14 protein-coding genes and 3 tRNA genes are annotated in these 19,348 nt (G+C 64.1%); 3 read left to right on the top strand and 14 right to left on the bottom strand.

The annotated features are described in order from the left end of the window. Nucleotides 1-33 precede the first annotated feature (33 nt). Nucleotides 34-648 (top strand): hypothetical protein, encoded by a 615-nt coding sequence (locus Q8Q80_RS10525; protein ID WP_305632862.1) that lies wholly within the window; start codon nucleotides 34-36, stop codon nucleotides 646-648. 139 nt (nucleotides 649-787) lie between these two features. On the opposite strand, the gene Q8Q80_RS10520 is transcribed toward Q8Q80_RS10525, so the two are convergent. Next, a complete protein-coding gene (locus tag Q8Q80_RS10520; protein WP_305632861.1) occupies nucleotides 788-2,449 on the bottom strand; it encodes an aminotransferase class III-fold pyridoxal phosphate-dependent enzyme in 1,662 nt (553 codons plus the stop codon). 35 nt (nucleotides 2,450-2,484) lie between these two features. Here Q8Q80_RS10520 and asd point away from each other — a divergent pair, with 35 nt between their 5' ends. Then, nucleotides 2,485-3,354 (top strand): archaetidylserine decarboxylase, encoded by an 870-nt coding sequence (gene asd, locus Q8Q80_RS10515; protein WP_305632860.1) that lies wholly within the window; start codon nucleotides 2,485-2,487, stop codon nucleotides 3,352-3,354. On the opposite strand, the gene parC is transcribed toward asd, so the two are convergent. The 3 genes from parC to Q8Q80_RS10500 all read right to left on the bottom strand — a co-directional run bounded on the left by parC (nucleotide 3,355) and on the right by Q8Q80_RS10500 (nucleotide 7,826). Continuing rightward, complete coding sequence (gene parC / locus Q8Q80_RS10510) at nucleotides 3,355-5,604, bottom strand: DNA topoisomerase IV subunit A (protein ID WP_305632859.1); 2,250 nt, start codon at nucleotides 5,602-5,604, stop codon at nucleotides 3,355-3,357. Further along, nucleotides 5,601-5,783 carry a hypothetical protein gene (locus Q8Q80_RS10505; RefSeq protein ID WP_305632858.1) on the bottom strand — a complete coding sequence of 61 codons (183 nt, stop codon included), beginning with the start codon at nucleotides 5,781-5,783 and terminating at the stop codon, nucleotides 5,601-5,603. Before Q8Q80_RS10505 ends, parC begins: the two co-directional genes overlap by 4 nt. Nucleotides 5,784-5,864: 81 nt before the next feature. Continuing rightward, the gene (locus tag Q8Q80_RS10500) at nucleotides 5,865-7,826 is read right to left on the bottom strand and encodes a DNA topoisomerase IV subunit B (RefSeq protein WP_305632857.1); all 1,962 of its coding nucleotides are present in this window, start codon (nucleotides 7,824-7,826) and stop codon (nucleotides 5,865-5,867) included. A gap of 193 nt (nucleotides 7,827-8,019) precedes the next feature. On the opposite strand from Q8Q80_RS10500, the gene Q8Q80_RS10495 reads away from it, so the two are divergent. Beyond that, the gene (locus Q8Q80_RS10495; RefSeq protein ID WP_305632856.1) at nucleotides 8,020-8,916 is read left to right on the top strand and encodes a recombination-associated protein RdgC; all 897 of its coding nucleotides are present in this window, start codon (nucleotides 8,020-8,022) and stop codon (nucleotides 8,914-8,916) included. A gap of 22 nt (nucleotides 8,917-8,938) precedes the next feature. On the opposite strand, the gene Q8Q80_RS10490 is transcribed toward Q8Q80_RS10495, so the two are convergent. The 10 genes from Q8Q80_RS10490 to infB all read right to left on the bottom strand — a co-directional run bounded on the left by Q8Q80_RS10490 (nucleotide 8,939) and on the right by infB (nucleotide 19,346). Next, the gene (locus Q8Q80_RS10490) at nucleotides 8,939-11,086 is read right to left on the bottom strand and encodes a bifunctional diguanylate cyclase/phosphodiesterase (protein ID WP_305632855.1); all 2,148 of its coding nucleotides are present in this window, start codon (nucleotides 11,084-11,086) and stop codon (nucleotides 8,939-8,941) included. 558 nt (nucleotides 11,087-11,644) lie between these two features. After that, the gene (locus tag Q8Q80_RS10485; protein WP_305632854.1) at nucleotides 11,645-12,109 is read right to left on the bottom strand and encodes a prepilin-type N-terminal cleavage/methylation domain-containing protein; all 465 of its coding nucleotides are present in this window, start codon (nucleotides 12,107-12,109) and stop codon (nucleotides 11,645-11,647) included. 172 nt (nucleotides 12,110-12,281) lie between these two features. Further along, a tRNA-His gene (locus Q8Q80_RS10480) sits at nucleotides 12,282-12,357 on the bottom strand. A 56-nt stretch (nucleotides 12,358-12,413) separates the two neighbouring features. Continuing rightward, nucleotides 12,414-12,490, bottom strand: a tRNA-Arg gene (locus Q8Q80_RS10475). A gap of 32 nt (nucleotides 12,491-12,522) precedes the next feature. After that, nucleotides 12,523-12,599: transfer RNA gene (locus Q8Q80_RS10470), tRNA-Pro, on the bottom strand. 88 nt (nucleotides 12,600-12,687) lie between these two features. Next, a complete protein-coding gene (gene pnp, locus Q8Q80_RS10465; protein WP_305633047.1) occupies nucleotides 12,688-14,775 on the bottom strand; it encodes a polyribonucleotide nucleotidyltransferase in 2,088 nt (695 codons plus the stop codon). A 158-nt stretch (nucleotides 14,776-14,933) separates the two neighbouring features. Beyond that, a complete protein-coding gene (gene rpsO / locus Q8Q80_RS10460; RefSeq protein WP_069040295.1) occupies nucleotides 14,934-15,203 on the bottom strand; it encodes a 30S ribosomal protein S15 in 270 nt (89 codons plus the stop codon). 56 nt (nucleotides 15,204-15,259) lie between these two features. After that, a complete protein-coding gene (truB, locus tag Q8Q80_RS10455; RefSeq protein WP_305632853.1) occupies nucleotides 15,260-16,189 on the bottom strand; it encodes a tRNA pseudouridine(55) synthase TruB in 930 nt (309 codons plus the stop codon). Nucleotide 16,190: 1 nt separating this feature from the next. Beyond that, the gene (rbfA, locus tag Q8Q80_RS10450; protein ID WP_305632852.1) at nucleotides 16,191-16,565 is read right to left on the bottom strand and encodes a 30S ribosome-binding factor RbfA; all 375 of its coding nucleotides are present in this window, start codon (nucleotides 16,563-16,565) and stop codon (nucleotides 16,191-16,193) included. Nucleotides 16,566-16,583: 18 nt separating this feature from the next. Further along, nucleotides 16,584-19,346 (bottom strand): translation initiation factor IF-2, encoded by a 2,763-nt coding sequence (infB, locus tag Q8Q80_RS10445; protein WP_305632851.1) that lies wholly within the window; start codon nucleotides 19,344-19,346, stop codon nucleotides 16,584-16,586. Between the last annotated feature and the right edge of the window lie 2 nt (nucleotides 19,347-19,348).

Raw genomic sequence — 19,348 nt, 5'->3', positions numbered from 1 at the left:
CTTCGTAGGCTTCACACACTACGGAGGCGTTACATGAACGAATTTCTGAAGGCCCTGCACGTCCAGCGTTGGGATGACCACCGCTACTACCACCACAGCCGCATCAACCAGAGCCTGCACCTGATCAGCGCGCTCAGTTTTCTTGCGGCCTATGCAATGCTGTTCGTCGATCCGGCCGCCGCGGCGCTGCTCAGCTGGGGCGTCGCCATGGTGTCGCGTCAGTCCGGGCACTTCTTCTTCGAACCCAAGGGCTACGACCACGTCAATCAGGCGACCCACGAATTCAAGGAAGACATCAAGGTCGGCTACAACCTGCGACGCAAGATCGTGCTGATGTTGGTCTGGGCGCTGTCGCCGCTGGTGTTGTACGTCGATCCGGCGCTGTTCGGCCTGCTCGAGCCGCATGCCGACGCGCGCGGCTTCGTGCACAACGTGTCGCTGATCTGGCTGGCGGTGGGCGTCGGTGGTCTGCTGTTCCGCACCGTGCATCTGTTCTTCATCCGCGACGTGCAGACCGGCCTGGTGTGGATGACCAAAATCCTCACCGATCCCTTCCATGACGTGAAGCTGTACTACCGCGCCCCGCTGCATCTGCTGCGCGGCGAGCTGATCGACCCGCGCCACGCACAGCATTCGGCGCAAGCCTGAGGCACTGTCTTCGGGGCACGGCTGGCTGTATCGCCAGCCGGTTCCGCGGCCAGGGAGCAGTGCTCGCAGTCTCCCGCGCTCCATTTCCGCCGCGATCGTCGGTCTAACCCTCGCCTTCACTGCATGTCACGTCATGCGTTCAACCGCGCCGCGCAAACCGCTCCGCCAGCATTTCCCGCAATATGCGGCGCTTCACCTGCTTGTTGCTCGCGCCTTCCGGCACCCACCACCAGCCATCGGCCTGCATGCGCCGCGCGGCGGCGACGAAACGTTCGCAGACCGCATCGAATTCGGCATCGCCGTAGTTCAGGCTGAAGATGAGCCGGCCGGTGCCGACCCAGCTCAGCGCCAGGCCTTCGGCGCGCAGGTAGTACTGCAGCATCCAGTTGTAGCGCGACGGCACGCTGTAGGTCACGGTCCAGATCGACGACAGGTTCACCACCCGCACCGGCAGATCCGCTTCGGCCAGCAGCATGTTCAGCTTTTCGGCACGCGCGTTCCAGCGTTCCTCGAGGCCGTCGTAAAGCGCAGCGATTTCGGGCGTGTCGAGCGCCCGCAGGAACTCGTTCATCGCGGCCATCACGTGCGGATGCGAATTGAAGGTGCCGCGCGCGAAGCAGATGTCGGCCGGCCGGTCATCGCGGTAGCGGCGCATCAGCGCCGCCTTGCCACACACCACGCCGACAGGGTAGCCACCGCCCAGTGTCTTGCCGTAAGTGACCATGTCGGCGCGCACGCCGAAGTATTCCTGCGCACCGCCGGGCGCCAGCCGGAAGCCGACGAACACCTCGTCGAAGATCAGCACGATGCCGCGCGCCGTGCACACTTCGCGCAGCTGGCGCAGCCAGTCGGCGTAGGCGGCGCGATCGAAATGGGCGCGCCGGCCGCCGTCGACCAGCGACGAGTCGCCGGGTGCACCGGCATTCGGGTGCAGGGCCTGCAGCGGGTTCACCAGCACGCAGGCAATGTCGCGCCGGGTGCGCAGCACGTGCAGCGTGTCGGCATGCATGTCCTTCAGCGTGTAGGTGTGTTCGGCCGCGACCGGATTGCCGACGCCCGGCTGCACATCGCCCCACCAGCCGTGATACGCGCCGCAGAAGCGCACCAGATGGCTGCGCCGCGTGTGATAGCGCGCCAGTCGCACCGCCTGCATGACCGCCTCGGTACCGGACATGTGGAACGACACTTCATCGAGCCCGGAGATCGCGCACAGCCGTTTCACGTTGTCGGCGAGCAGCGGGTGAAAACTGCCGAGCACCGGTCCGAGGGCTTCGACCTGCGCGTTGCCGCGCGCCATGCAGCCCTTGTAGAAGTCGTAGCCGAACACATTGACGCCGTACGAGCCGGTCAGGTCGTAGGCAACGTTGCCGTCGAGGTCGGTCACGGTGACGCCGGACGACGACGCGACGAAATTGCCGGCCTTCAGGTGCTCGCGCACATGGCGGCTGAACGGGAACGGCACGCGGTAGGCGCTGGTGAATTGCAGGTCGGACAGCATGGGCTGCACGTCTGCCGTCAGTGCGCGCGTCTTTGCATAGCGCTCGCGGTACAGCGCGGCAAGACGTTCGAAGGCGGGACGGCGCTGTTCGACCACGGCGGGCGGCGCGTCATCTGCCGCGAACACGTCTGCCACGTCGAATTCGTAGAAAGGCAGCAGTTTGGCAACCCGACGCGACATTTTGGCGTGGCCGGCGAGCGAGCGGTGCTTGGCGCGCGACAGTTCGAGCCGGCGCTTGACGCGCGGCAGCAGCGCCAGCAGCGCAGCGGCGCCGGCGATATAGAAAGGGAGGGCTTCGGTCATGCCTCACGGAAATATCAGTGCGAGGTTACGGCAACATGAATGACGCCAATCTGCCGGCCCGCCGGCGGCTGCGTGACGCACTGAACTTCGCGCTGACCAACCGCGTGCCGCGTGCCGCCCTGACCCGCTTCGCCGGCTGGTTCAGCCGGATCGAACAGCCCCTGGTGCGCGACATGTCGATCGCGCTATGGCGGCTGTTCAGTGACGTCGATCTGTCCGAAGCGAAAAAGACGTGCTTCACCAGCTTGCACGACTGCTTCGTGCGCGAGTTGCGCGACGGCGCGCGACCGGTCGATGCCGATCCGCTCACGCTGGTCAGCCCGTGCGACGGTATTGTCGTGGCTTGCGGCCGCATCGAAGGCGACACGCTGCTGCAAGCCAAGGGCCTGCACTACACGCTGGAAGAGCTGCTGGGCGACGCCGCGCTGGCGGCACGGTTTCGCGACGGCTGCTATGCCACCGTGCGCATCACGGCATCGATGTATCACCGTTTCCACGCGCCGCACGACTGCCGGGTGTCGCACGTCACCTACTTTCCGGGCGACACCTGGAACGTCAATCCGCCGGCGCTGGCACGGGTGGACAAGCTGTATTGTCGCAACGAGCGCGCGGCGATCACCACCGCGCTGGCCGATGGCACGCCGGTGCTGCTGGTGCCGGTCGCGGCCATCCTGGTGGCCAGCCTGCGACTGCACTGTCTCGACCTGCTGCTGCATGCCGGCTATCGCGGTCCGCACCGGCTGGCCTGCGATGCCACGCTGCACAAGGGTGAGGAAATGGGCTGGTTCCAGCACGGCTCGACCATCATCGTGCTGGCGCCGTCGTCGATGGCGCTGCACCCGCTGACGGTCATTGGCCGCCGCATCCGGGCCGGCGAGGCGCTGATGCGCCTGCCGGGAGGGTGATCAGCCCAGCTTCTTCCCCTTGGTGGCGCGCACGCCGCGCCAGGCCATCAGTGCCGCTTCGTCCAGCGTGAGTGCCTTCGGGCGCCCGCGCGAACCGGGTACGTTCAGCACGAGCCGGCCGCGGAACAGATCCAGCATAGCCAGCGATTCGCCATCGGGCAGCGTCATGATCTTCACGCCCTTGCCGCCGGACAGCGTCTTCATTTCGTCGAGCGGGAACACCAGCAGGCGATCGCCCGACAGCGCCACGACCCAGGCGTCGTCCGGCTGCAACCGCAGCGGCGGCAATGCCAGCGTGCCGTCGGTATTCAGGAAGGCCTTGCCGGCGCGATTGCGACTCACCATGTCTTCGATGGTGCAGACGAAGCCGTAGCCGCCGTCCGATGCGACGAGGTAGCGACTGCCGGGCTCGCCGGTCAGCACCGCGACCAGCTTCTTGCCAGCCAGATCGGCCAGAGACGACACCGGCACGCCGTCGCCCTTGCCGCTGGGCAGGTCGGTCGGCTTGATCGTGTAGCTGCGGCCGTCGGCGTCGAGCAGGATGACCGGCCACACGGTGCGGCACTTCAGCACCGCCAGCGGACCGTCACCGGCCTTCCAGGTGAGTGCCGCCTCATCGACGTCGTGACCGGAACGCAGGCGGCCGAAACCGCCGCGCGACACGATGACGGTGACGGCTTCGTCGATCTGCGGCACTTCGCGCGCGCGCGTCGCCTGAACGTCGGCATTCACCCGGGTGCGCCGCTCGTCGCCGAAGCGTTCGACATCGGCTTTCACTTCGTCGCGCACGAAGCGGCGCAGTGCGGTGTCACTGCCCAGGATGCCCAGCAGGCCGGTGCGCTCGGCATCGAGCGCGTCGCGCTCCGCCTGCAGCTTGATCGCTTCGAGCTTCGCCAGCTGGCGCAGGCGGATTTCCAGCACGTCCTCGGCCTGCCGCTCGGTGATGCCGAAACCGGCCATCAGGTCGGCCTTCGGATCGTCGGCGGCACGGATGATGGCGATCGCGCGGTCGATGTCGAGCAGGATGGCCAGACGACCATCGAGAATGTGCATGCGCTCGTCGATGTCGGCGATGCGCTGGGTCAGCCGGCGCGACACCGCGGCGAGCCGGTAGTCGCACCACTGGCGCAGCACCGCCGGCAGGCCGATCTGGCCCGGCCGGCGGCGCGTGTCGAGCAACGTCAGGTTCAGGCTGGTGTTGCATTCGAGGTCGGTATAGGCGAACAGGAAGGCCAGCAGGTCTTCCTGGCTCACCGCGCGCGACTTCGGTTCGATCACCAGGCGCACCGGGTGGCGCGCATCGGATTCGTCGCGCACCGAGTCGATCAGCGAGGTGGCCAGTGTTTTCGTCCGTGCCTGGTCGTCGCTGATCTTCTTCTTGTCGCCCTTGGGCCTGGGGTTCGCAAGATCGTCGATGCGGGTCAGGATGGCGCCGGTGCTGACACCGGGCGGCAGTGCGGTGACGACGATCTGCCACTGGCCGCGCGCCAGCGCCTCGACTTCGTAGTTGGCGCGCATGCGGAACGAGCCGCGCCCTTCCTTGTAGGCGGCGACGATGCTCTCGCGCGACGAAATGAGCGTCGCGCCATTCGGAAAGTCCGGTCCCTGGAAACAGTCGATGAGGTCGTCGTCCGGCATGCGCGGATCGACCAGCAGCCGGCAGGTCGCCTCGCCGATTTCGCGCAGGTTGTGCGGCGGAATCTCGCACGCCATGCCGACCGCAATGCCGGACGCTCCGTTGGCCAGCACCACCGGCAGGCGCGCCGGCAGCAGCGCCGGTTCCTGCTGCGTACCGTCGTAATTCGGCTGGAAGTCGATGACGCCCGCGTTCAGTTCCGACAGCAGCACGTGCCGTGCAAAGGCGGTCAGCCGGCACTCGGTGTAACGCATCGCGGCGGCGTTGTCGCCGTCCATCGAACCAAAATTGCCCTGACCGTCGATCAGCGGATAGCGCAGCGTGAACGGCTGCGCCAGCCGCACCATGGCCTCGTACACCGACGAATCGCCGTGCGGGTGGTACTTGCCGATCACGTCGCCCACCACGCGCGCCGACTTCTTGTGCGCCGCATCGGGCCGCGCGAAGCCATCCATCGCGAACAGGATGCGCCGCTGCACCGGCTTCATGCCGTCTTCCAGCCCCGGCAGCGCGCGCGAGGTGACGACCGACATGGCATAGGTCAGATAGGCCTGCGACGCATGCGCGTCGATCGGCACGTCATCGATGTCGGGTTCGAACAGGGTGTCGCTCAATTCAGGAACTCCAGTGACGGGTAACGCACTTCGTAGGTTGGTGTGAGCGCAGCGATGCCCAACATGCCAGCGTGGTCGTCGCGCGGAAACAGCTTGCCACCCGGCTGTCGCTCAACACCGGACCGGCGGTGACTTTCGGGCTTTTCGTAGGTTGGTGTGAGCGAAGCGATGCCCAACATGCCCATATGCCAGCAGCGTCGTGAAAGGGATGGCGGGTACGTTGGGCGTCGCTGCGCTCACCCCAACCTACAGGGTTCCGATTACGCATCGGGCACCACGCTGTCGCCTTCCTGTTCCATCCAGCGGCGGCGACGCTCGGCTTCCTTCTTGCCCATCAGCATGGTGAAGGTGTTCATCACCACGTCGGCATCGGCGCCCGGCGTGATGCGGATCAGCCGGCGCGTTTCCGGATTCATTGCGGTTTCCTTCAATTCGTCCGGATTCATCTCACCCAGACCCTTGAAGCGGCTGACGGTCAGCGCGCTTTCGGCGATGCCGTCATTGATCAGGCCGTCCAGCATGCTGTCGCGCTCGGCTTCGTCGAGCGCGTACAGCCGGCGTGCCGGGCGCGCCCTGGTCGGGGCGATCTTGATGCAGTACAGCGGCGGCTGGCCGATGAACACATGCCCGCGCGCGATGAGGCGCGGGAAGTGGCGCAGGAACAGCGTGAGCTGCAGCGTCTGGATGTGCGCGCCATCGACGTCGGCGTCCGACAGGATGATCACCTTGTGGTAACGCAGGCCGTCGAGCACGGTGTCGGGTGCGTCCGGCTTGTGCGCGTCGATGCCCAGCGCCACCGCGATGTCGTGCACCTCGTTGTTGGCGAAGATTTCCGACGCGTCGATCTCGAAGGTATTCAGCACCTTGCCGCGCAGCGGCAGCACCGCCTGGAAGGTGCGGTCGCGCGCCTGCTTTGCGCTGCCGCCGGCCGAATCGCCCTCGACCAGGAAGATTTCGTTCTGCTCCGGCACGGTGCCGGTGGCGTCGGTCAGCTTGCCCGGCAGCAGCGTGACGCCGGAGCCGGTGCGTTTTTCCACCACCTTGCCGGCGCGCGCGCGCGACTGCGCGCTGCGGATGGCCAACCCGGCAATGCGCTGTGCTTCGGCCGCGTGATCATTGAGCCAGCGGTCGAGCGCATCCTTGATCGATTCATACACCAGCTTCACCGCCTCGCGGTTGTTCAGCTTGTCCTTGGTCTGCCCCTGGAAGCGGGGTTCCAGCACGCGCGCGCTCAGCACATAGCTGGCGTGATGCGACACGTCTTCCGACTGCAGCGCCAGCTTGGCCGGCATCAGACCATGGTGCGTCGCGTAGTCCTTCACCGATTCGAACAGCGCCTGGCGCATGCCGGATTCGTGCATGCCGCCACCTGGCGTCGGAATCAGATTGACGAAGGATTCGCGCACCGAGGCGCCTTCGACGAAGCCGATCGCCCACTCGGCGCCCTCGCCCGCGTCGTAGCCGGGCAGCGCGCTGCGTGCGCCGGCGAACACTTCCTGACGCGGTGCGCCGGGTGCCGTGTCGCCGATCGCCTCGAACAGCTGTTCGCGCAGATAGTCTTCCAGTCCGTTCGCGTAGTGCCACTCGCGCGTGTCGCCGCTTTCCTCGTCCTGGAACACGATGCGCACGCCGGGCAGCATGGCGCTGCGCGCGCGCAGCAGATGTTCGACGTCGGTGCGCTTGATCTTCGCCGTGGCGAAATAGCGCGGGTCGGGCCAGGCGCGCACCCGCGTGCCGTTGTGCGTTTTCGGGCAGCTGCCGACTTCGGTCAGGCCCTGCGATACACCGTGGTCGAAGGCAATCGCGTACTCGCGGCCGGCGCGCTTCACGGTGGCTTCAAGCCGCTTCGACAGCGCGTTGGTGACCGTGACGCCGACCCCGTGCAGGCCGCCCGCGATGCGGTAGGCCTTGCCTTCGAACTTGCCGCCCGAGTGCGGAATGGTAAAGATGACTTCGATCGCCGGCACGCCCTTGGTCGGATGGATATCGACCGGAATGCCGCGCCCGTTGTCCTCCACCGTCACCGAGCCGTCGGCGTGCATGATCACGCCCAGCCGATCGGCAAAACCGCCCTGCGCCTCGTCGCAGGCGTTGTCGATCATTTCCTGCACGATGTGGTTCGGACTTTCGGTCCGCGTGTACATGTCCGGCCGCTTCTGGATCGGCGCGATGCCTTCGAGCACCTGGATTTCGGCGGCGTTGTAACTGCTGGGTTTGTTCATGTCGCAGCGGGCTGAGGTCGGTGGAACAGAGATATTCGGTACAGCGCGCGCCGACGGGGCCGCGCGAAAAGTGCGCTAGTTTGCATGCAATGGCGCCCTGCCGTCGATACCGTCGTTGCGTGGCAGCCGATTGTCCGTTGAGGCGCGGCTTGGCGGATCGCTCGTGTAGACTGCGTCCCTTTTTGCCGACGCCATGTGGTTCAAGAACCTCCATATCTACCGCCTCTCCACGCCGTTCACCGTCACCCCCGACCAGCTTGCCGAAAAGCTCGCTGCGCAGGCCTTCCAGCCCGGCACCAGCATCGAAATGCAACGCATGGGCTGGGTATCGCCGCGCAACGATGAGTCGCTGGTGCATGCCGTCGCCGGTCAGATGATGATTGCGCTGCGGGTCGAGAAGAAGCTGCTGCCTGCGTCGGTCATCAATCAGTTCGCCAAGGCGCGTGCGCAGGAAATCGAAGAGCAGCAGGGCTACAAGCCCGGCCGCAGGGAAATGCGCGAAATCAAGGATGCGGTGACCAACGAACTGCTGCCGCGCGCATTCGCCATCGCGCGCGACACCCGGGTGTGGATCGACCCGGTGCGCAATCTGATCGTCGTCGATGCCGCCGCCAGCGCAAAGAGCGACGAAGTGATGCAGTTGCTGAACGAAAGCCTCGAAAACCTCGGCGCGCGGCCCCTGCAGACCGCGCTGTCACCGGTGTCGGCGATGACCTCGTGGCTGGCCGCCGACGAGGCGCCCGCAGGCTTCACCGTCGATCAGGATACCGAACTGCGTTCCAGCACCCAGTCCAAGGCCACGGTGCGCTACACGCGCCACGCACTCGAAGCCGAAGATCTGCGCCGCCACATCGAAGCCGGCAAGCAATGCACGCGCCTGGCGATGACCTGGGCCGAACGGGTGTCCTTCACGCTGACCGAAACCCTGACTTTGAAGCGCATCGCGCCGCTCGACGTGCTGACCGAAAAGGAAGATGGCAGCGGCGATGAAGCCGAGCGCTTCGATACCGACTTCGCGCTGATGACGGGCGAACTGGGCAAATTGATCGATCAGCTGATCGAGACGCTGGGTGGCACGGACGAGCGTTGATTGATGTGCAACGCGCGCAGGCTTACGCCGCGATGAGCAGTTTCCCGAGCAGTTTTGCCGCGAATTCATCAGGCGGCAGCGGACGAGAGTAAAGGAAGCCCTGGATCAGATCGCATTGCATGTCGACCAGCAGGTCGCGCTGGGCAGCCTGTTCCACCCCCTCGGCGACGATGCTGAATCCAAGCGAGCGGGCAAGCGAAATGACCTGCCGAACGATGGCCTGCTGACGCATGTCACCAGCGAGGTTGCGGATGAATGCTTGATCGAGTTTGAGGGTGTCGGCCGGCATTTCAGTCAGATAGACCAGCGAGGAATAACCGGTACCGAAGTCGTCCAGCGCAATCTTCACGCCCATGTCACGCAGGCGCTGCAGCGTCGTGCGCACGCAGCTGCCGGCGCCGACCTCCGACGTTTCGAGAATTTCCAGTTCGAGCCGGTCAGACGCGAGACAGTGTCGGTGCAGGGCCGCAGTAATCTTGTCGAAAAAATCCACAGTCCCCAGATCGGCCGGGGATACGTTGATCGAGACAGGAATCGGCGGCAAACCCGCCTTGTCCCACGCTGCCATCTGCGCGCATGCCTCGTCGAGCACGAAGTCGGTCAGCCAGCCATTCAGACCGATATCCTCGATCAACGGAAGGAAAGCTCCCGGCGACACCAGCCCCCGCGATGGTGATTGCCAGCGGATCAGCGCTTCGGCGCCCATGATGGCTCCATCGTACGCGCTCACCTTTGGCTGGTAGTGCAGCAGAAGTTCTCCGTTCTGAACGGCACGACGCAGCGCCTGGGCGAGCTCGAAGCGCTCGCTTACCGCGGCGTTCATCGACTGCGAGTAAAAGTTGAAGCCGCCACGGCTGGACTTCTTCGCTTCGTGAAGCGCGCCTTCGGCCGTACGCATCAACGATTCGAAGTCGTCCGAATTGTCCGGGTAGAGCGAGATGCCTATGCTTGCCTGTGAAATGACATTCCGATCTTCAAGGCGTACCGGCGACGCCAGCAACCGGTGGATACGCTCTGCGATGCCATGCAGCACAAGCATGCGTTCCGCGTCGTCCATACCTGTCACGAGCACCACGAATTCATCCCCGGCAAGACGTGCGACCGTGTCTTCCGGTCGCATGAGGGATTCAAGGCGGCGTGACGCCTCAATGAGAAACATATCGCCTGCAGTCTGGCCCAGTGCTTCGTTGATGGAATTGAAGTCATCAAAATCGATGCACAGGGCGGCAACCGACGTCTTTTCCCGACCCGCACGCGTGAGCGCCTGCGTCACACGATCGCGCAGCAGCGTGCGATTCGGAAGGCGGGTCAAGGCGTCGTAATGTGACTGACGGTAGAGCTTTTCCTCCCACGCGAAGCTGGATCCCGCAACCGACATCCGATCGGCAAGATTGCGTCCCGCGGTGATGATTTCCTCCTCGTCCTGCCGGCCATCGGTCGCCAGGGCGAGCACGAGCAGACCGTCGAGCCGCCCATGGCTGCGCACTGGAAACATCAGCGCACCCCGGCCCGGCTGTTGCGGCTGGCCGCTCAGCAGCGATTCAACGTCGATCCGAACATCGTTCCATTCCTCGACACAGAGGCTGCAGATCTGCGTCAGGACATCAGCCGGCACATCAAGGCGCGGAGAAAGGTGTCCGTCGCCAGAATACGCACGTGCATAGGTGGCCGTTCCGTTCGCATCGATGAGTGCGATGCCTGCGGCGTCGCAGGGAATGGCGTCAAGCACGCCCGAAAGAATGGCTTCGGTCACCCGAGCCGGCTCGCCCGAACCGAGTACCGCGCGATCGAGCTCTGCAAGCAGTCGAAGCATGTTGAACTTGCGCTTCAGGCGATCGGACATCGCATTGAAGGTTGCGCCGAGCAGGGCGAATTCGTCATCGCCCGGCACGTCGACACGGGCGTCCATTTCGCCACGGGCAAGACGCGTGACACCCTGTGTCAGCGCATCAAGCGGTTGCGTCTGCCGGCCGATCTGGCTCGCCGCCATCGCCACGACCAAGCCCAGCGCGAGTGCGAAGATGGCGATGAATCCGTAGCGGAGGTGAGCGAGCGGCAAGGTCAGCGATTGCGCAGGGACAGTCGTTAACACATGAAAAACGCCCGCCCCGTAAAGACCTTCCAGGTGGGCGCTCCAGTGCCCCACCAGGTGGGGCACGCCGTTGGACAACGCAGTGATCAGTGTCCGATCCGTCGACGACAGGTCGAGCTTCGCGGGCTGCAGCCCCTGCGTGCACAGGATGGGGCGCTGCAGCTTGTCGAGGATGCAATAGGGCGTATCGACCGAATGTCTCTGCCACAAGGCTGCCGGGTCAAGGCGGCCGTAAAGGGTGCGGTTGTCGGTGCTCCGACGGACGACGAGCAAGGGGGCGTGCGTTCCGTAAAGGCGGACGGTTGCGCCGTGTGCAGCAAGCGCCCGGGCTTCGTCGGCATCGAGCGCCGGCACCTGAGGATCACGTTCGTCCCTGACCCAGACGAAACCACTTGCTCCTCCCTCGACTTCGCCCGCACTGAGTATGCCGACGCGCAGGCTGAGCTCGTTGATGAGCTCCATGCCAAGGCTCTTGCCGTCATCGCGCAGACCGTGCTGCAGCTGATCCACCAGCTGCTCGCGCATTTCGCTGTAGGAAAAGGTCGCCAACACCGCCATCGGCAGCAGGGCTGCAATAAGGAAGCGGCTGAAGAGGCGGCGCCCGAAACGACTTCGCAGATGAAGGCGGACAGACATTCAGTGATCGATGGCAAGGCCGACAAACGCGCCATTACCGGCGCGGACGATGTCATCGCGCGAGGCGGAAGCCGTGAGCGGTTTCTGGCTTCGCCCATCCTTGCCCATGCTGTAGAGGTCGTAGTCGCTGTTCAGCGGCACAAGGTTCTTGTCCTTGCGCAGTTGACCGCGATTCGGGCGTGGCGTGCCGCTGATGCGCAGGTACTGGTAAGCGTTTCCCCACGGGTCCAGCAAGTCGCCGAATCCAACCTCGGCGAGCGACAACGGAAATTCGTTTGCCCGGATCACATGACGATCGATCGCCATCATGATGTTTGTCATGTCGCTCATCGCAGCAGTTCGCTTGCTGCGCTCGACATAGGCTTCGTAGTTCGGAAGAGCGATTGCGACAAGTGCTCCGATGATCGCGACCACTGCAAGCAGTTCTACAAGCGTGAATCCCGAAATCCGGTATTGCCCCTGCACGGCCGCCCCCCTTCGATAACTCGAAAAACATGATCGGATCTGACGATCGACATGTGCTTGCAGGAGCGTTAACGGGCAATCGGGTTGATGACTTGAGGACTCAGCGTGCCAAAGTCACGGACTTCGAAGCCCGGATCATGGCAAGGGATGACCTGCGGGGGGACTTGAAGAGTGGGGTGGCTGATGGGACTCGAACCCACGACAACCGGAATCACAATCCGGGACTCTACCAACTGAGCTACAGCCACCACTGGGACGCCGATCGAGCGATCAGCGTTTTGAAGCTCTCGGGCCAACATACAACTGGCCTGCCCGGCAGGAATCGAACCCGCAACCTACGGCTTAGAAGGCCGTTGCTCTATCCAGTTGAGCTACGGGCAGGTACTAAGTTACCGCGTTGCGGACCGATGTTCTGGTCGGGGTGGAGGGATTCGAACCCCCGACATCTTGCTCCCAAAGCAAGCGCGCTACCGGGCTGCGCTACACCCCGAGAGCGCGCGATACTACCGGCGCAAAGCCGCGCGGTCAATGGCTGCAGGGCCGGTGGATCAAGAAAAATCCACCCTGCCCCGCAGTCATCAGTCTTGCTGGTCGATCGCTTCCGGCGCGGCGAGCAGTGCCTTCATCGACAGGCGGATGCGGCCCTTTTCGTCGGTCTCCAGCACCTTCACCTTCACCTGCTGACCTTCCTTCAGGTGGTCGGCGACGTTGGCGATGCGCTCGTTGGCGATCTGGGAAATGTGCAGCAGACCGTCCTTGCCCGGCAGCACGCTGACGATGGCGCCGAAATCGAGCAGACGCAGCACTGTGCCGTCGTATACCTTGCCCACTTCGACTTCCGCCGTGATCGCCTCGATGCGGCGCTTGGCGTTCTCGGCGGCTTCGGCGCTGACCGATGCGATGGTGATCGTACCGTCGTCGCCGATGTCGATCGTGGCGCCGGTTTCTTCGGTCAGCGCACGGATGACGGCGCCGCCCTTGCCGATCACGTCGCGGATCTTTTCCGGATTGATCTTCATCGTCAGCAGACGCGGTGCGTAGGTCGACACGCCTTCACGGGCGCCGCTCATCGATTCCTGCATGATGCCCAGGATGTGCTTGCGCGCCTCGTGCGCCTGCGCCAGCGCGACCTGCATGATTTCCTCGGTGATGCCCTGGATCTTGATGTCCATCTGCAGTGCGGTGATGCCGTTGTCGGTACCCGCCACCTTGAAGTCCATGTCGCCCAGATGATCTTCGTCACCGAGGATGTCGGTCAGCACCGCAAAGCGGTTGCCGTCCTTGATCAGGCCCATGGCGATGCCGGCGACGTGTGCCTTCAGCGGCACGCCGGCGTCCATCAGGGCGAGCGAGCCGCCGCACACGGAAGCCATCGACGACGAACCGTTCGATTCGGTGATTTCCGACACCACACGCATCGAGTAGCTGAATTCGTCAGCCGGCGGCAGCACGGCGAGCAGCGCGCGCTTGGCCAGACGGCCATGACCGATTTCGCGGCGCTTCGGCGTACCGAAGCGGCCAGCTTCGCCGGTGGCGAACGGCGGCATGTTGTAGTGGAGCATGAAGCGGTCGCGATATTCGCCGCCGAGCGCGTCGATGATCTGTTCGTCACGGCCGGTGCCCAGCGTGGCGATGACCAGCGCCTGTGTTTCGCCGCGGGTGAACAGCGCCGAACCGTGGGTGCGCGGCAGCACGCTGTTGCGGATGTAGATCGGACGCACGGTGCGCGTATCGCGACCGTCGATGCGCGGCTCGCCGTTGAGAATGCGGCTGCGGACGATGCTGGCTTCGATGTCGAAGAAGTAATTCTTGATGGTGTTCACATCCGGCGCGTTGGCCGCGTCGGCGGTCAGTGCCGCCACGACTTCGCTGCGCAGCTCGTTCACGCGCTGGCTGCGGGTCTGCTTCTGCGTGATGCGGTAGGCTTCCTGAAGCTTTGCTTCGGCCAGACCGACAATGCTGTTCCACAGCGCTTCGTCGCGCGCCGGCGCCTGCCACTCCCATTCGGGCTTGCCGGCAACTTCGACCAGTTCGTTGATCGCGTTGATCGCGGCCTGCATCTGTTCGTGACCGAACACGACGGCGCCCAGCATGATTTCTTCCGACAGCTGCATCGCTTCCGATTCCACCATCAGCACGGCCGCTTCGGTGCCTGCGACGACCAGATTCAGTTCGCTGGTCTTCAGCTCGGTGGCAGTCGGGTTCAGGATGTACTGGCCGTTGGCGTAACCCACCCGGGCAGCGCCGATCGGGCCGCTGAACGGAATGCCGGAAATCGACAGCGCGGCCGACGTGCCGATGAGTGCGGGAATGTCGGAATCGACTTCCGGATTCAGCGACAGCACCTGCACGATGACCTGCACTTCGTTGTAGAAGCCTTCCGGGAACAGCGGACGGATCGGGCGATCGATCAGGCGCGAAGTCAGCGTTTCCTTTTCGCTCGGACGACCTTCACGCTTGAAGAAGCCACCCGGAATGCGACCGGCTGCGTAGAACTTTTCAGCGTAATCGACGGTGAGCGGAAAGAAGTCCTGGCCCGGCTTGGCCGTCTTCGAGGCCACTACAGTGGCGAGCACCACGGTTTCGTCGATGCTCACCATGACGGCACCACCAGCCTGGCGGGCGACCTCACCGGTCTCCAGCACCACCTTCTGGTTGCCGAACATGAATTCCTTGCGGGTAGCGTTAAGCAAGTTGATTCCTTTCGTTTCGATTCACGGCGGACTTGCGCGCCCGCCAAAAAACAAACCGGCGGAGTCGCATGGACTCACGCCGGTGTGTTGTGTCAGGCCGATGAAGGCTTGACCGTAGTCTGCAGAAGCAATTACTTGCGCAGCCCGAGACGTCCGATCAGCGCACGATAGCTGTCTGCATCGGTGCGCTTGAGGTAATCAAGCAGCTTGCGACGCTGACTTACCATCTTGAGCAGACCACGGCGGGAGTGGTGGTCCTTCACATGTTCCTTGAAATGGCCGGTGAGGCCATTGATACGTGCGGTCAGCAGGGCAACCTGGACTTCGGGTGACCCCGTATCGCCGGCCACGCGCTGGAAGTCAGCCACAATGCGGGCTTTTTCGGCGGTAACGATAGCCATCTATCTAAACTCTCTCGTCTGGAAAACCCAAAATTATACGCCAGAATGGCGCAATCTCAAGCCTTTTGGCCACTTTCCTGAGGCAAAAGGCGTTTCACCTGCAATCGACCGTCGCATGCAATGACCAGGCCCAGAAACACCGTGCCGTCATAGACCCGGGTCACCTGTCCGTCGACCATGGTCGCGCCATCCGGGAAGGCGTCGAGCCGCACGATCTGACCCTGGATCAGTCGTCGTGCCGACTCGCCATCGAGCCAGCAGGCCGGCAGATCCTGCAGCAGACAGTCGGGCGGAAGCAGCAGATCCATGCGTTGCGCTTCGTCGAGCGCCGCAAGTGTTTCAAGCGTATGCGAGGAATCGAGCGACAAGGGGCCGGTAATCGTGCGCCGCAAGCCACTCAGATGCGCACCGCAGCCGAGCATTTCACCGATGTCTTCGGCCAGCGTGCGGATGTAGGTGCCCTTGCTGCAGCGCACCCGCATCGAAAATGAGGGCAATGCGCAGTCGAGCAGTTCGATGTCGTGGATGCGTACGTGGCGTACCGCGCGCTCGATGGTTTCGCCGGCACGCGCGTACTCGTACAGCGCCTTGCCCTGGTGCTTGAGTGCGGAATGCATCGGCGGGATTTGCTCGATGTCGCCACGGTGGGCGGCAAGCGCCTCCAGCAGGCGGTCGAGACTGACGTCGACCGGACGGGTGTCGAGGATTTCGCCCTCTGCGTCACCCGTACTGGTGCGCACGCCAAGCCTGACCTGCGCGAGATACTCCTTGTCGGCATCCAGCATCAGTCCGGCAAAGCGCGTTGCATCGCCGAAACAGACTGGCAGCAGACCGCTGGCGAGTGGATCGAGCGTGCCGGTGTGACCGGCACGCGCGGCCTGAAAGAGGCGGCGTGCTTTCTGCAGCGCGTCGTTTGAGCTCAGGCCGATGGGCTTGTCGAGCAGCAGCACACCATGAACCGCTTTCCAGCGCGAACGGGGTTGCAACTCAGTCTTCGCCGCTCGAGGAAGGTCCGGACTGCAGTGCCTTGTCGATCAGGCGCGACAGGTGATCGGCGCGTGCAAGCGTCTCGTCATGGACGAAATGCAGCGCCGGCGTCGTGTGGATGCGCACCCGGCGGCCCAGTTCCCGACGCAGGAAACCGGATGCGCGCACCAGACCCTCCTGGATGTGCTGCAGTGCCTCACCCTCCGCCATCGTGGTGTAGAACACCTTGGCGTGCGCGTAGTCGGGCGTGATTTCAACCGCGGTGAGCGAAATCATGCCGACGCGCGGGTCTTTCAACTCGGTCGCGATCAACTGCGCAAGTTCGCGGCGGATCGCTTCCGACACCCGGTCGCTGCGTGAATAACGTTCACTCATCTGATGGACGGGCCGATATCAGGCCAGCTTGCGGGCGATCTCTTCGATCTCGAACACTTCGAGCTGGTCGAGTTCTTCGATTTCGTTGTAGCCGCGCAGCGACAGGCCGCACTCGTAGCCTTCCTTCACTTCCTTCACGTCGTCCTTGAAGCGCTTGAGCGATTCGAGTTCGCCGGTCCACACGACCACATTGTTGCGCAGCAGGCGCGCACTGGCACCACGCTTGACCAGACCCGAGGTGACCATGCAGCCGGCGATGGTGCCGATCTTGGTGCCGCGGAACACCTGGCGGATTTCCACGGTGCCCAGGATGTTCTCGCGCTTCTCCGGCGACAGCATGCCGGACAGTGCCGCCTTCACCTCATCGACGGCTTCGTAGATGATCGTGTAGTAGCGGATGTCGACACCGAAGTTCTCGGCCAGCTTGCGGGCGCCGACGTCGGCACGCACGTTGAAGCCGATGATGACACCCTTCGATGCCTGGGCCAGATTGACGTCGGTTTCCGAAATGCCACCGACCGCAGCGTGGATGACCTGCACCCGCACTTCCGGCGTAGACAGCTTGGTGAGCGACTGCACCAGCGCTTCCTGCGAACCCTGCACGTCGGCCTTGATGATGAGCGGAAGCGTCTTGACCTCGCCTTCACCCATCTGCTCGAACATCGATTCCAGCTTGGCCGCCTGTTGCTTGGCCAGCTTCACGTCGCGGAACTTGCCCTGACGGAACAGCGCGATTTCGCGCGCCTTGCGTTCGTCGCTCAGCACCAGTGCTTCGTCGCCGGCGGCCGGTACGTCCGACAGGCCCTGGATTTCGACCGGGATGGACGGGCCGGCTTCGTTGATCGACTTGCCCGCCTCGTCCAGCATGGCGCGCACACGACCGAACACCTGGCCGCACAGAATGATGTCGCCGCGCTTGAGCGTGCCCTGCTGCACCAGAACCGAGGCCACGGGCCCCTTGCCCTTGTCGAGGCGTGCTTCGATCACCAGACCGCGGGCCGGCGCGTCGCGCGGTGCGGTCAGTTCAAGCACTTCGGCCTGCAGCAGCACGTTCTCGAGCAGTTCATCGATGCCGGTACCCACCTTTGCCGACACCGAGATGAACGGCGAATCACCACCGTATTCTTCCGGCACGACGCCTTCGGCCACCAGTTCCTGCTTGACGCGATCCGGGCTGGCGCCCGGCTTGTCGATCTTGTTGATCGCCACGATCAGCGGCACATTGGCCGCCTTGGCGTGGTGGATGGCTTCGCGCGTCTGCGGCATCACGCCGTCGTCCGCAGCGACCACCAGAATCACGAGGTCGGTTGCCTTGGCACCGCGGGCACGCATGGCCGTGAAGGCCTCGTGACCCGGCGTGTCGAGGAAGGTGATCATGCCGCGCGGCGTATCGACGTGATAGGCGCCGATGTGCTGCGTGATGCCGCCCGCTTCGCCTGCGGCCACACGGGCACGGCGAATGTAGTCGAGCAGCGAAGTCTTGCCGTGATCGACGTGACCCATGACCGTCACGACCGGCGCGCGCGGCAGCAGTTCGACGTCCTTGTGCTCTTCAGTGGATTCGCCGAGGAAGGCTTCCGGGTCGTCCAGCTTCGCCGGCTTGGCGATGTGACCCATTTCCTCGACCAGAATCATGGCCGTTTCCTGGTCAAGCACCTGATTGATGGTGACCATCTGACCGAGCTTCATCAGCACCTTGATCAGTTCGGTCGCCTTGATTGCCATCTTGTGGGCAAGGTCGGCGACAGAAATGGTTTCCGGCACCAGCACCTCACGCACCACGGCCTCGACCGGTGCCTGCTGCTGGCCGCCCTGGTCGTGGTCGCGATGGTTGCGCCCCTTGGGGCCGCCGCGCCAGCCGCCGGTACCGGCGTCGCCGCGGGTCTTGATCTGGCGGCGTTTCGCCGCGTCGTCCTTCCACGCGGTGCCCGGTTTCGCCTTGGCGGCAGGCGCCGGTTTGGCTTTGGCACCCTTGTCATCGACCTTGGCCGGCTTGTGCAGGGTTCCCGGCGTCGCCTTGGGTGCTGCAGCTGCCGCCTTTGCGGCTTCGACGGCCTGCTTCTCCTTGGCGGCTTCCTCTTCCTGGGCACGTACCTGACGCGCCTCGATGTCAAGACGTACCTGAACCTCGCGTTCCTTCTTTGCCTTGAGCTCACGCTCCTGGATCGCCAGCAATTCCGAGTGGCGCTTGGCTTCGCGTTCGCGGGCCGTCGGCGCGCGCAGGACCGGCGCATCGGGCACGACCTCTGCAACTGCTTCGCTTTGCACGACCTCAGGAACCGGCTCTGCGGCGATTTCTTCAACCGCTGCCGAGACAGGTTCAGGCTCCGGCTCGGCAACCGGGACCACGACCGGCGCTTCGACCGGCTCGGGAATCGCGACCGGCTCGGGAACCGCGACCGGTTCGGGCACAACGATTTCTTCGACAACCGGCGCTTCGGCAACCGCTTTATGTGCGGCCTCTTCAGCCAGAAGTTCGGCTGGATCCCGCTTGACCAGAACGCGCTTCTTGCGCACTTCAACCTGAACGGTTCGCGCCTGTCCGGATGAATTGGTCGCCTTGATTTCCGTTGTTTCGCGACGGGTCAGCGTGATTTTCGTCTTTCCCGCGGTGTCACCGTGCTGACGACGCAAGTAGTCGAGCAGACGGGACTTGTCCTGCTCGGTCAGCGAATCACGTTCGCTCTGCTTGTCGACACCCGCGTGCCGGAGCTGCTCCAGCAGCGCGGCAGCCGGCATTTTCAGCTCGGTCGCAAATTGGGAAACACTCATCAACGCCATAC

The organism is Methyloversatilis sp. (assembly GCF_030698125.1).
Classification (GTDB): Bacteria; Pseudomonadota; Gammaproteobacteria; order Burkholderiales; family Rhodocyclaceae; genus Methyloversatilis.
The sequence above is the reverse complement of the archived record's forward strand: the minus strand, read 5'-3'. Positions and strand labels throughout refer to the sequence as shown.

Bases quoted from the DNA above. Each gene is read 5' to 3' on its own strand.
- Q8Q80_RS10495 (WP_305632856.1), top strand. From the start codon at position 8,020: ATGTGGTTCAAGAACCTCCATATCTACCGCCTCTCCACGCCGTTCACC.
- Q8Q80_RS10505 (WP_305632858.1), bottom strand. From the start codon at position 5,783: ATGTTGGGCATCGCTTCGCTCACACCAACCTACGAAAAGCCCGAAAGT.
- asd (WP_305632860.1), top strand. From the start codon at position 2,485: ATGAATGACGCCAATCTGCCGGCCCGCCGGCGGCTGCGTGACGCACTG.
- pnp (WP_305633047.1), bottom strand. From the start codon at position 14,775: ATGTTCGGCAACCAGAAGGTGGTGCTGGAGACCGGTGAGGTCGCCCGC.
- Q8Q80_RS10520 (WP_305632861.1), bottom strand. From the start codon at position 2,449: ATGACCGAAGCCCTCCCTTTCTATATCGCCGGCGCCGCTGCGCTGCTG.
- Q8Q80_RS10525 (WP_305632862.1), top strand. From the start codon at position 34: ATGAACGAATTTCTGAAGGCCCTGCACGTCCAGCGTTGGGATGACCAC.
- rbfA (WP_305632852.1), bottom strand. From the start codon at position 16,565: ATGAGTGAACGTTATTCACGCAGCGACCGGGTGTCGGAAGCGATCCGC.
- rpsO (WP_069040295.1), bottom strand. From the start codon at position 15,203: ATGGCTATCGTTACCGCCGAAAAAGCCCGCATTGTGGCTGACTTCCAG.
- infB (WP_305632851.1), bottom strand. From the start codon at position 19,346: ATGGCGTTGATGAGTGTTTCCCAATTTGCGACCGAGCTGAAAATGCCG.
- Q8Q80_RS10500 (WP_305632857.1), bottom strand. From the start codon at position 7,826: ATGAACAAACCCAGCAGTTACAACGCCGCCGAAATCCAGGTGCTCGAA.